General features: G+C 68.5%; 7 protein-coding genes. 6 read left to right on the top strand and 1 reads right to left on the bottom strand.

The genetic code is table 11. From position 1 onward, the window contains the following. From H4281_RS08220 to H4281_RS08205, 4 genes are read left to right on the top strand one after another with little or no spacing between them, the layout of a single operon-like run. Nucleotides 1-1,233 (top strand): MCE family protein, encoded by a 1,233-nt coding sequence (locus H4281_RS08220; protein ID WP_182890299.1) that lies wholly within the window; start codon nucleotides 1-3, stop codon nucleotides 1,231-1,233. Beyond that, nucleotides 1,233-2,495 (top strand): MCE family protein, encoded by a 1,263-nt coding sequence (locus H4281_RS08215; RefSeq protein ID WP_182890298.1) that lies wholly within the window; start codon nucleotides 1,233-1,235, stop codon nucleotides 2,493-2,495. Before H4281_RS08220 ends, H4281_RS08215 begins: the two co-directional genes overlap by 1 nt. Before the next feature lie 36 nt (nucleotides 2,496-2,531). Further along, nucleotides 2,532-3,140: an Rv1363c family protein gene (locus tag H4281_RS08210; RefSeq protein WP_182890297.1), complete on the top strand. Its 609-nt coding sequence runs from the start codon at nucleotides 2,532-2,534 to the stop codon at nucleotides 3,138-3,140. 26 nt (nucleotides 3,141-3,166) lie between these two features. Further along, entirely contained in the window at nucleotides 3,167-4,222 is a 1,056-nt protein-coding gene (locus tag H4281_RS08205; RefSeq protein WP_312872081.1) for a hypothetical protein, read from the top strand. 113 nt (nucleotides 4,223-4,335) lie between these two features. Here the strand turns inward: H4281_RS08205 and aroQ are convergent, their stop codons facing one another. Next, nucleotides 4,336-4,782, bottom strand: coding sequence for a gamma subclass chorismate mutase AroQ (aroQ, locus tag H4281_RS08200; RefSeq protein ID WP_182890296.1), 447 nt, complete (start codon nucleotides 4,780-4,782; stop codon nucleotides 4,336-4,338). A gap of 721 nt (nucleotides 4,783-5,503) precedes the next feature. On the opposite strand from aroQ, the gene rpoB reads away from it, so the two are divergent. Both rpoB and H4281_RS08190 read left to right on the top strand, forming a co-directional pair. Continuing rightward, complete coding sequence (gene rpoB / locus H4281_RS08195) at nucleotides 5,504-9,007, top strand: DNA-directed RNA polymerase subunit beta (protein WP_037816287.1); 3,504 nt, start codon at nucleotides 5,504-5,506, stop codon at nucleotides 9,005-9,007. 90 nt (nucleotides 9,008-9,097) lie between these two features. Beyond that, a complete protein-coding gene (locus H4281_RS08190) occupies nucleotides 9,098-13,009 on the top strand; it encodes a DNA-directed RNA polymerase subunit beta' (RefSeq protein WP_182890295.1) in 3,912 nt (1,303 codons plus the stop codon). The last annotated feature ends 48 nt before the right edge of the window (nucleotides 13,010-13,057 follow it).

Below are 13,057 nucleotides of genomic sequence, written 5' to 3'. Positions count from 1 at the left end.
GTGAAGCGACTGACGAAGTTCGCCGCGGGCGGGGCGCTCACCACGGTGACCGCGCTCGTGCTGAGCGGCTGCGCGTTCAACGGCGTCTACGACGTCCCGCTTCCCGGCGGGGCCGACCTCGGCAGCCATCCGTACACGCTGAAGATCCAGTTCAAGGACGTGCTCGACCTCGTCCCGCAGTCCGGGGTGAAGGTCAACGAGGTGCCGGTCGGGCAGGTCAAGTCGATCGGGCTGACGCCGGACGGCTGGCACGCCGAGGTGACCGTCGAGGTCAACGGCGACGTCAAGCTGCCGGCCAACGCGATGGCCAACGTGAAGCAGTCGAGCCTGCTCGGCGAGAAGTACGTCGAACTGGCCTCGCCGGGCGGCACCGAAGCGACCGGGGAGCTGGCGAACGGGGCGACCATCCCGCTCGCGCGCACCGGCCGCGACGTCCAGGTCGAGGAGGTGCTCGGCGCGCTGTCCCTGCTGCTCAACGGCGGCGGCGTGGAGCAGCTCAACACGATCACCAAGGAACTCAACAACGCCACCGCCGGCCGTGAGCCGGACATCAAGGCGCTGCTGAACAACGCGAACGAGCTGGTCACCAACCTCGACAACCAGTCGGCCAACATCACCCGCGCGCTCGACGGCCTCAACCGGCTGTCCATGACGCTGCGGGACCAGAAGGACAAGCTGGTCGGCGCGGTCGACAACCTCGGGCCCGGCCTCGGGGTGCTGGAGCAGCAGCGCGGTCAGCTGGTCACCATGCTGAACGCGCTCAACAACCTCTCCGGCGTCGCGACCGACACGGTCAACAAGAGCAAGGCGGACCTGGTCGCCGACCTCAAGGCGCTCACGCCGACGCTGCAGAAGCTCGGCGAGGCGGGCAGCGACCTGCCGAAGGCGCTGGAGATCCTGCTGACCTATCCGTTCACCGACCAGGCCTACAACGACGTCAAGGGCGACTACTTCAACCTGTTCGCCAAGGTCGACCTGAACCTCAAGGACGTCATCGACAACCTCGGCCGCAGCAGGCAGAACGGGCTGAACGGGCTCATCCCCGCGCCCGGGTTGACCGGCGGCGTCGAGGGCACGCCGTCGAACCAGCCGCCGCCGCTGTCGTTCCCGGGCAGCCAGCCCGCGCAGCAACAGCAGCAGGCTCCGTCCGCGACCGGCGGCCAGGGCGGCGGGCAGCCGTCGCAGGGCGGGTTGTCCGGCCTGTTCGGGGTGCTTTCCGGAGGTGCTGGCTGATGTTGCTGCGCAGGACGAAAATCCAGCTGGTGGTCTTCGCGATCATCTCGGTCGTGGCGATCGTGTACGCGCTGATCCGGTTCGCCGGCCTCGGCACGGTGTTCGGCAGCAGCGGGTACACGGTGAAGCTGCAGCTCAACGAATCCGGCGGAATCTTCACCAACGCCGAGGTCACCTACCGCGGCTTCAACGTCGGCCGCGTCGGGCAGCTGCGGCTGACCCAGACCGGGCTCGAGGCCGACCTGAACATCGACCCGTCGGCCCCGCGCGTGCCCTCCGATCTGGACGCGGTCATCGCCAACCGGTCCGCGGTCGGCGAGCAGTACGTGGACCTGCGGCCGAAGAACGACCAGGGCCCGTACCTCGCGGGCGGTTCGGTGATCCCGGCCGCGCGCACGACCACGCCGGTCAGCACCGACCGGCTGCTCGGCGACCTCGACTCGCTGTCGGCCTCGGTGCCGACCGACGCGCTGCGGAAGGTCGTCGACGAGTCCTACGACGCGTTCCGCGGCACCGGCGGCGACCTGCAGAAGCTGCTCGACACCGCGCGCAGCTTCACCACCACCGCGCAGCAGTACCTGCCGCAGACCGTGCAGCTGCTGCAGGCCGGCGGCAAGGTGCTGGACACGCAGAACGACGAGGCGTCGAACTTCGCGTCCTTCTCCAAGAGCCTCAACCAGCTCAGCGGGACGCTCAAGAACTCCGATGGCGACCTGCGCAAGCTGATCGGCGTCACCCCACAGGTGGCGACCCAGATCAGCCAGGTGCTCAAGGAGACCGGGCCCGGCCTCGGCGCGCTGACCGCGAACCTGCTGACGACGGCCAATCTGACCGTGACCCGGCTGGACGGCCTCGAACAGGGCCTGGTCACCTATCCGGCGCTGGCGGCCGCCGCGCCGTCGGTGGCCCCCGGCGACGGGACCGCGCACCTCGGCTTGGTGCTGAACCTGTTCAACCCGCCGTCGTGCACGAAGGGCTATCTGCCCTACAGCCAGTACCGTCCTGGTTCGGACACCTCGGTCCGGCCTGCGGACGACAAGGTCTACTGCGCCGAGCCGAAGGGCAGCCCGATCAACGTCCGGGGTTCCCAGAACGCGCCCTACAACGGCGTGCCGGTGCAGCCGTCGCAGCAGGACATCGCGGCCAACCAGAACCGGCCCGCGCAGGAGCTGCAGGAGATGCGCGACGCTCAGGTGCCGGGCGTCGTCGGCAGCCCCGGGGTGTCCCTGAACAGCATGGGCTCGCTGCTGGGACTCGGCTGACAGGGATTTGATGACTGTTACCTACTCTGGAGTGTTATGAGTGCCGAGCACGCGGTCGCCGAGGACGAGGCGACCGCCGACACGCCCGAACCGGCAACGGCGGTGGCGGCGAAGGACAAGTGGACGCTTCCCGGATCGCCGCGCGTCTGGCTGTTCGGGTCCGGGGCGTTCGCTCTCGCCGCGCTGGTGGTGGCGATCGTGTTCGGGATCATGTGGCTGGTCGCGGAGATGGACGGCGACCGGGATCTGGCTTCGGCGCGCGACGACGTGCTCAAGGACGGCACCGCCGCGGTGCTGGCCTACACCCAGGTCGACTACCAGAACCTGGACGCGTACTTCCAGAAGCAGAAGGACGTCTCCAGCGACGACATGGCCAAGCAGATCCAGCAGGCCCAGCCGAACTACTCGAAGGCGCTGACCGACCAGAAGGTCAAGGTCACCACCACGATCCAGGACATCGCGGTCGAGGAGCTCAACGACCACGACGGCAAGGCCAGCTTCCTGGCCGCGATCAGCACGGACACCTCGGCGGGCGGGAAGAACGCCACCAAGGCGCTGCGGCTCGAGGTCCAGATGACCCGGGTTGACGGCACGTGGAAGCTGTCCGGGATCGACCAAGTGCCGCTCGTCGCCGCCGGCAAGTAGCTTCACCCGCAGATCGGAGTTCCGCAGTGCCCCCCTCCCGTCGCCAGCCACCGCGCAGCAGCACGCCACCGGCCCGCAAGCCGAAGGTCGCCGGGCTGCGCAAGCCGTCGGACCCGGCGGTGCAGGCGGCCTCGCCCAAGCCGCGCCCCCGGCCGCGGCCGCTCCCCGACGCGGACCCGGCCGAGGTGACCCAGGAGCTGCGGATCCCCCGCGGCGGCCTGGTGCGTCCGGCTGACCCTGAGCCTGCCGAGACCAAGCCTGCCGAGACCGCGGTCGAGGAAGACACCGCCGCCGAACCCGAGGCCGAGGTCTCCGGGGTAACCAAGGAAGCCCCGGCCGAAGAGGTCGACGCGCTCACCGGCGAGGCCGTCGAGGACGAGAAACCGGCCAGGCCGAGCCCGCGGCGCAAGAAGCGGGACACCGGCTCGGAGAAGCCCTCGGACGTCGAGGAGGCCGAGACCAAGGCCCGGGCGGACGAGGAAGCCGCGGTACCGGCTCAGCGGTCCGTGGTCAGCCGCAACACCGTGCGGGTCGCACTGCTGCTGGTGGTCGGGCTCGCGCTGGTCGCCGCGGCGGTGATCTTCCAGGTCAAGGGTTCGGACGCGGCCGATTCGACGAGCAACCGCGCGGTGCTCGACGTGGCGAAGACCGCGCAGGTCAAGGACCAGGTCTCGAAGGCGATCGAGACGCTGTTCTCCTACGACTTCAACAACATCAAGAAGACCGAGGACGCGGCCAACCAGCTGCTCGCGACCGACCAGGTCAAGACGAGCTACAACGCGCTGATGGGCCAGGTCAAGAAGCTCGCGCCGGAGCAGAAGGTGGTCGTGACCTGCAAGGTCACCCGCAGCGCGGTGATCCGGCTGAACGGCGACCTCGCCAGGGTGATGCTGTTCATCGACCAGACGTCGACGCGCGCGGACACGAAGCAGACCGCCGCGGGCACGGCGCAGATGCACGTGGACGCCCAGCTGCAGGGCAACACGTGGAAGATCACCGACATGGACACGTACAAGGCCGCAGCACCGGCCGCGGGTGCGCCCGCGCCGTCCGCGCCCGCCTCGGCTCCGCCGTCGAAGTAAGCGTCCTCAGCAGACGTCGCGGCCCGTTCCCGGAAGCTCCGGGGGCGGGCCGTCGTCGTGCCAGGGGAGCGGAGCTCGTGAGTGCCGGTGCCGGTTAGAACCGGCATAGACACTCACGAGCGACGCTGGCCCAGCGTCCGGTAAGCCGTCCGGAGCGGGTCCTGGTTCAGCGCGTCCGGCGTTTCCGGCGGCACTAGGGGTTCGGGGCCAGTCTCGGCCAGCCGGTCCAGCAGAGCGACTGTGAGGCCGTCCAGCTCGGCGCGCAGCACGGACAGGTCGGGCCCGCCCGCGGGCCGGTCGCCGGGATGCTCGGTCCAGTGCGCGAAGAGACGGCGCTGGACCTGCTTGCTCGCCGCGATCTGGTCGGCGAGGAACCCAGCGGCGAGGTCCGGATCGAGGCCGACCTCACGGGCCAGTGTCCGGACACGGGCGAGCTCCCGCTGCTCGCGGACTGGATCGTCGACGGGCCGTCCGGCCCCGAACTTCGCCGCGGCGACCTGCTCGCTGATCGCCAGCCTGCGCAGGACCAGTTCGGGAAGCGAGGCGTCGGGTTCCGCCATCGTGCGCACCTCCGGGAGTTCGGCCCCGCCCAGTTGATCACCGGGACGCACCCGTTGCCAACCGCCGGTCCCAGCGCGCGCAACCCCTGTCCGGGGGACCCGGAATCCGGGTTCGAGCTGCCCGAAGTTCCCCTGTTCCGGCTACCGCGCCCCGTGCCCGGCCGCTCGCGGAATGTGATCCATCCCGCGCGCGCCGCGCCGACGCGGAAACCGCCGCCGGACCCGCGTCCAGGCCGCCCACCTGCACCGCGGCCGGGCCGACCTGCGCGGCGATCCCCGGGTACCCGGCGGTAACCAGAACGTGAGCCGGATCGGTCACCCTGCGCTGTCCCGCTTCGACGCTGCGCCAACCGGCGGGAGAGCCGCGCGGCATCTTGACTCCAAAGCCGCGTGGGTTCACGCTTACTGCCAACGGTCACGGCCGGGGAACGCGAACCTTGCGGGAGGGGCGCGAAAACCCGGTGCGAAACCGGGAGCCAGAGGACGCAGTGAGGCTCAGGGAGACGCACTGCCCGAAGGTGACGCGATGCAGGCTGGGCCCCGTCGGGAGTGCCCCCTGGACAGACCGCGTCATCCGGGCTAGACTGCCTCTTTGCGCTGCCCTCTTTCAGGCTGCCCGGAGCCGGTAGTTAGGATAGTGGGCACACGGCACCCCTGACAGTCCGCGACAGCTGTTGCCATCGCGGCTGCTCACCGCTCATTGTCCCCGGAAGGACGCATCTTGGCAGTCTCTCCCGCGAACCAGGCCACTGCTGCGACCACCTCGGCTGAATCCCGCGCGCAGGCCACGGGAATCCCCGGAGCGCCCAAGCGGGTCTCCTTCGCGAAGATCCGCGAGCCACTCTCCACCCCGAACCTGCTTGACGTCCAGATCCAGTCGTTCCAGTGGTTCACCGGCAACGAGGCGTGGTTCGAGCGCCGCGTCAACGAAGGCGAAGAGAACCCGGTCGGCGGTCTGGAAGAGGTCCTCAACGAGATCTCTCCGATCGAGGACTTCTCGGGCTCGATGTCCCTGTCCTTCTCCGCTCCGCGCTTCGACGAGGTCAAGGCCTCGATCGAGGAGTGCAAGGACAAGGACATGACGTACGCGGCCCCGCTGTTCGTCACCGCCGAGTTCGTCAACAACAACACTGGCGAGATCAAGAGCCAGACGGTCTTCCTGGGCGACTTCCCGGTGATGACCGACAAGGGCACCTTCATCATCAACGGGACCGAGCGGGTCGTCGTGTCCCAGCTGGTGCGTTCTCCGGGTGTGTACTTCGACAGCAGTGTCGACAAGACGACCGACAAGGACGTCTTCAGCGTGCGCGTGATCCCGAGCCGCGGCGCGTGGCTCGAGTTCGACGTGGACAAGCGCGACACCGTCGGCGTCCGCATCGACCGCAAGCGCCGCCAGCCGGTCACCGTGCTGCTGAAGGCGCTGGGCTGGTCCACCGAGGCGATCCGCGAGCGCTTCTCGTTCTCCGAGACGCTGCTGGCCACCCTCGAGAAGGACCACACCGCCGGCACCGACGAGGCGCTGCTCGACATCTACCGCAAGCTGCGCCCGGGCGAGCCGCCCACGAAGGAGAGCGCGCAGACGCTGCTGGAGAACCTGTTCTTCAAGCCGAAGCGCTACGACCTGGCCAAGGTCGGCCGCTACAAGGTCAACAAGAAGCTGGGCCTCGACACCCCGTACGAGACCGGCACGCTGACCGAAGAGGACATCGTCTCGGCCATCGAGTACCTGGTCCGGCTGCACGCCGGCGAGGACAAGATGACCAGCTCCGCCGGCGTCGAGGTGCCGGTCGAGACCGACGACATCGACCACTTCGGCAACCGTCGCCTGCGCACCGTCGGCGAGCTGATCCAGAACCAGATCCGGGTCGGCCTCTCCCGCACCGAGCGCGTCGTGCGCGAGCGCATGACCACCCAGGACGTCGAGGCGATCACGCCGCAGACCCTGATCAACATCCGCCCGATCGGCGCGGCGATCAAGGAGTTCTTCGGCACCTCGCAGCTGTCGCAGTTCATGGACCAGAACAACCCGCTGTCGGGCCTGACGCACAAGCGTCGTCTTTCGGCCCTCGGCCCGGGTGGTCTGTCCCGTGAGCGCGCCGGCATGGAGGTCCGCGACGTCCACCCGTCGCACTACGGCCGGATGTGCCCGATCGAGACGCCGGAAGGCCCGAACATCGGCCTGATCGGCTCGCTGTGCTCGTACGCGCGGGTCAACCCGTTCGGCTTCATCGAGACGCCGTACCGCAAGGTCGTCGAGGGCCAGGTCACCGACCAGGTCGACTACCTGACCGCGGACGAGGAAGACCGTTACGTCAAGGCGCAGGCCAACGCGCCGCTGACCGACGACGGGCACTTCGTCGAGTCCAAGGTCCTCGGCCGCCGCAAGGGCGGCGAGGTCGAGCTGATCGACCCGCTCGAGATCGACTACATGGACGTGTCGCCGCGGCAGATGGTCTCCGTCGCCACCGCGATGATCCCGTTCCTGGAGCACGACGACGCGAACCGCGCGCTGATGGGCGCGAACATGCAGCGTCAGGCCGTTCCGCTGCTGCGCAACCAGGCTCCGTACGTGGGCACCGGCGTGGAGCTGCGCGCCGCGGTCGACGCCGGGGACGTCCTGGTCGCCGAGCAGGCGGGCGTGGTCGAGGAGCTGTCCGCGGACATCATCACGATCATGCACGACGACGGCACGCGGAAGAGCTACGGACTGTACAAGTTCCGCCGCTCCAACCACGGCACGTGCTTCAACCACCGGCCGATCGTCAACGAGGGCGACCGGGTCGAGCAGGGCCAGGTCATCGCCGACGGCCCGTCCACCGAGAACGGTGAGATGGCGCTCGGCAAGAACCTCCTCGTCGCGGTCATGCCGTGGGAGGGCCACAACTACGAGGACGCGATCATCCTCTCCGAGCGCCTGGTGCAGGACGACGTGCTGACGTCGATCCACATCGAGGAGCACGAGATCGACGCCCGCGACACCAAGCTGGGCGCCGAGGAGATCACCCGGGACATCCCGAACGTCTCCGAGGAGGTCCTGGCCGACCTCGACGAGCGCGGCATCATCCGCATCGGCGCCGAGGTCCGCGACGGCGACATCCTGGTCGGCAAGGTCACGCCGAAGGGCGAGACCGAGCTGACCCCGGAGGAGCGCCTGCTCCGCGCGATCTTCGGCGAGAAGGCGCGCGAGGTCCGCGACACCTCGCTGAAGGTGCCGCACGGCGAGACCGGCAAGGTCATCGGCATCCGGGTGTTCTCCCGCGAGGACGACGACGAGCTGCCCCCGGGCGTCAACGAGCTGGTCCGCGTCTACGTGGCCCAGAAGCGCAAGATCCAGCCGGGCGACAAGCTCGCCGGCCGGCACGGCAACAAGGGTGTCATCGGCAAGATCCTGCCGGTCGAGGACATGCCGTTCATGGAGGACGGCACCCCGGTCGACATCATCCTGAACACCCACGGTGTTCCGCGACGGATGAACATCGGCCAGATCCTCGAACTGCACCTCGGCTGGCTGGCCTCCCAAGGCTGGACGATCGAGGGCAACCCGGACTGGGCGAAGAACCTGTCCGAGGAGCTCTACGACGTCGCGCCGAACACGAACACCGCGACCCCGGTGTTCGACGGCGCGAAGGAGGAGGAGCTCACCGGGCTGCTCGGGGCGACCAAGCCGAACCGCGACGGCGAGCGGATGGTCAAGGAGAACGGCAAGGCCACGCTGTTCGACGGCCGCTCCGGCGAGCCGTACCCGTACCCGGTGTCGGTCGGCTACATGTACATCCTGAAGCTGCACCACCTGGTCGACGACAAGATCCACGCCCGCTCCACCGGCCCGTACTCGATGATCACCCAGCAGCCGCTGGGCGGTAAGGCGCAGTTCGGCGGCCAGCGCTTCGGCGAGATGGAGTGCTGGGCGATGCAGGCCTACGGCGCGGCTTACACGCTGCAGGAACTGCTCACGATCAAGTCGGACGACGTGGTCGGCCGCGTCAAGGTGTACGAGGCGATCGTGAAGGGGGAGAACATCCCCGAGCCGGGCATCCCGGAGTCGTTCAAGGTGCTCCTCAAGGAGCTCCAGTCGCTGTGCCTCAACGTCGAGGTGCTCTCCAGCGACGGCGCGGCGATCGAGATGCGCGACTCCGACGACGAGGACCTCGAGCGCGCAGCGGCGAACCTCGGCATCAACCTGTCCCGCAACGAGTCGCCCTCGGTGGACGACGTCGTGCACTGATCCGGTGTCGAGCGGGAACCTGCCTCCCGCGGGTTCCCGCTCCACCGCCGACCCCTCCTCTAGCCGAAACAACCCCAAGGGGATCTAGACGTGCTGGACGTCAACTTCTTCGATGAGCTCCGGATTGGCCTCGCCACCGCCGACGACATCCGTCAGTGGTCCTTCGGCGAGGTCAAGAAGCCGGAGACCATCAACTACCGGACCCTCAAGCCGGAGAAGGACGGGCTCTTCTGCGAGAAGATCTTCGGTCCGACCCGGGACTGGGAGTGCTACTGCGGCAAGTACAAGCGCGTCCGGTTCAAGGGCATCATCTGCGAGCGCTGCGGCGTCGAGGTCACTCGCGCCAAGGTGCGCCGTGAGCGGATGGGCCACATCGAGCTGGCCGCGCCGGTCACCCACATCTGGTACTTCAAGGGCGTTCCGTCGCGCTTGGGCTACCTGCTGGACCTGGCGCCCAAGGACCTCGAGAAGATCATCTACTTCGCGGCTTACGTCATCACCGGCGTGAACACCGAGCTGCGGCACAACGACCTGCCGACGCTGGAGAACGAGATCGGCGTCGAGCGCAAGAACCTCGAGACGAAGCGCGACGCCGACATCGAGGCCCGGGCGCAGAAGCTGGAAGCCGACCTGGCCGAGCTGGAGGCGGAGGGCGCGAAGTCCGACGTGCGCCGCAAGGTCAAGGAGGGCGGCGAGCGCGAGATGCGCCAGCTGCGCGACCGCGCCGGCCGCGAGCTGGACCGTCTCGAGGAGGTCTGGACGACCTTCACGAAGCTCGAGCCGCGTCAGCTGATCGCCGACGAGCTGCTCTACCGCGAGCTGATCGACCGGTACGGCGAGTACTTCACCGGCGGCATGGGCGCGGAGGCGATCCAGAAGCTGGCGACCGAGTTCGACGTCGCCGCGGAGGCGGACAGCCTGCGCGACACCATCCGCAACGGCAAGGGGCAGAAGAAGCTCCGCGCGCTGAAGCGGCTCAAGGTCGTCGCCGCGTTCCAGGCGACCGGCAACGACCCGCGCGGCATGGTGCTCGACGCCGTCCCGGTCATCCCGCCGGACCTGCGCCCGATGGTGCAGCTCGACGGTGGCCGCTTCGCCACGTCGGACCTGAACGACCTGTACCGCCGCGTGATCAACCGGAACAACCGGCTCAAGCGGCTGATCGACCTCGGCGCGCCCGAGATCATCGTCAACAACGAGAAGCGGATGCTGCAGGAGGCCGTCGACGCGCTGTTCGACAACGGCCGCCGCGGGCGTCCGGTCACCGGACCGGGCAACCGGCCGCTGAAGTCGCTGTCCGACCTGCTGAAGGGCAAGCAGGGCCGGTTCCGCCAGAACCTGCTGGGCAAGCGCGTCGACTACTCGGGCCGTTCGGTCATCATCGTCGGTCCGCAGCTGAAGCTGCACCAGTGCGGTCTGCCGAAGGACATGGCGCTCGAGCTGTTCAAGCCGTTCGTCATGAAGCGGCTGGTCGACCTGAACCACGCGCAGAACATCAAGTCCGCCAAGCGGATGGTGGAGCGGTCGCGGCCGCAGGTGTGGGACGTGCTCGAAGAGGTCATCACCGGCCACCCGGTGATGCTGAACCGTGCGCCGACCCTGCACCGGCTGGGCATCCAGGCCTTCGAGCCGCAACTGGTCGAGGGCAAGGCCATCCAGCTGCACCCGCTGGTCTGCGAAGCGTTCAACGCGGACTTCGACGGTGACCAGATGGCGGTGCACCTGCCGCTGTCGGCCGAGGCGCAGGCCGAGGCCCGGATCCTGATGCTGTCGGCGAACAACATCCTGTCGCCGGCGTCGGGCCGTCCGCTCGCCATGCCGCGTCTGGACATGGTCACCGGTCTGTTCCACCTGACCCGGCTGAACGAGAACGCCGAGGGCGCGGGCAACGCGTACTCCTCGCCCGCCGAGGCGATCATGGCGTTCGACCGCAAGGCGCTGAGCCTGCACGCCCCGGTCAAGATCCGCGTCACCGACCGTCAGCCGGCGAAGGCCGACGAGGCGCGGCTGGCCGAGGCCGGCTGGGAGCCGGGCAAGCCGTGGCTGGCCGAGACGACCCTTGGCCGCGTGCTGTTCAACGACCTGCTGCCGGCGGACTACCCGTTCATCAACGAGCCGATGCCGAAGAAGCGGCAGGCGGCCATCGTGAACGACCTCGCCGAGCGGTACTCGATGACGCAGGTCGCGCAGACGCTGGACAAGCTCAAGGACGCCGGTTTCTACTGGGCGACCCGCTCGGGCGTCACGGTCGCGATCTCGGACGTGCTGACCCCGGTCGGCAAGAAGGCCATTCTCGACGAGTACGAGGGCAAGGCCGACCAGGTCGAGAAGCGGTACCAGCGCGGTCAGCTGTCCCACGCCGAGCGCAACAACGAGCTCGTCAAGGTGTGGACGCAGGCGACCGAAGAGGTCCACAAGATCATGGAGACGGCGCTGCCGGACGACAACCCGATCGCCATGATCGTGAAGTCGGGCGCCGCCGGCAACATGACGCAGGTCCGTTCGCTGGCCGGTATGCGTGGTCTGGTGTCGAACCCGAAGGGTGAGTACATCCCGCGTCCGATCAAGGCGAACTTCCGCGAAGGCCTGTCGGTGGCGGAGTACTTCATCGCCACGCACGGTGCCCGGAAGGGTCTGGCGGACACGGCGCTTCGTACCGCGGACTCGGGTTACCTGACCCGTCGTCTGGTGGACGTTTCGCAGGACGTCATCGTCCGCGAGATCGACTGCGGCACCACGCGCGGCATCATGATGCCGATCGGCGAGGACCTCGGCGACGGCAAGGTCGTGCGCGACCAGCACGTCGAGACCTCCGTGTACGCGCGGAACCTCGCGACGGACGCGGTGGACGCCAAGGGCAACGTCGTGCTGAACGCGGGCGACGACATCGGCGACCCGGCCATCGAGAAGCTGCTCTCCAGCGGCATCTCGAAGGTCAAGGTCCGCTCGGTGCTGACCTGCGAGTCGGCGGTCGGTGTCTGCGCGACCTGCTACGGCCGTTCGATGGCGACGGGCCAGCTCGTCGACGTCGGCGAGGCGGTCGGCATCGTCGCCGCCCAGTCGATCGGTGAGCCGGGCACGCAGCTGACGATGCGTACGTTCCACCAGGGTGGTGTCGCCGGTGACGACATCACGACCGGTCTGCCCCGGGTCACCGAGCTTTTCGAGGCTCGCGTGCCGAAGGGCAAGGCTCCGATCGCGGACGTCGACGGCCGCGTGCGGATCGAGGAGAGCGAGCGGTTCTGGAAGATCACCCTGATCCCGGACGACGGGTCGGAGGAGATCGTCTTCGACAAGCTGTCCAAGCGGCAGCGGCTCGCGAACACCCCGAACGGCCCGCTGGGCGACGGCGACCACGTCAACGTCGGGCAGCAGCTGCTCGAGGGCACGCCGGACCCGCACGAGGTCCTGCGCGTCATGGGCCCGCGCGAAGCGCAGATGCACCTCACGGACGAGGTCCAGAAGGTGTACCGGGCGCAGGGTGTGTCGATCCACGACAAGCACATCGAGGTCATCGTGCGGCAGATGCTGCGCCGCGTGACGATCATCGACTCCGGTGCCACGGACTTCCTGCCGGGCGAACTGCCCGAGCGGACGAAGTTCGAGGCGACGAACCGGGCCGCGGTCGCCGAGGGCGGCGAGCCGGCCTCGGGGCGTCCGGTGCTGATGGGCATCACGAAGGCGTCGCTGACCACGGACTCGTGGCTGTCGGCGGCCTCGTTCCAGGAGACCACGCGAGTCCTGACCGACGCGGCGATCAACGGCCGTTCGGACAAGCTCGTGGGCCTCAAGGAGAACGTCATCATCGGTAAGCTCATCCCGGCCGGTACGGGCATCAACAAGTACCGGAACATCCAGGTGCAGCCGACCGAGGAGGCGCGGGTCGCGGCGTACGCGATCCCGTCCTACGACGACGGTTACTACACCCCGGACGTGTTCGGTTCGGGCACCGGCGCCGCGGTTCCGCTGGACGACTACGACTTCGGTCGCGACTTCCGCTGATCCGCTCCGCTTGAACGAAACGCCCCCGGCTTCGGCCGGGGGCGTTTC

Source organism: Amycolatopsis dendrobii, assembly GCF_014145675.1.
Taxonomy (GTDB): Bacteria; Actinomycetota; Actinomycetes; order Mycobacteriales; family Pseudonocardiaceae; genus Amycolatopsis; species Amycolatopsis dendrobii.
The sequence above is the reverse complement of the archived record's forward strand: the minus strand, read 5'-3'. Positions and strand labels throughout refer to the sequence as shown.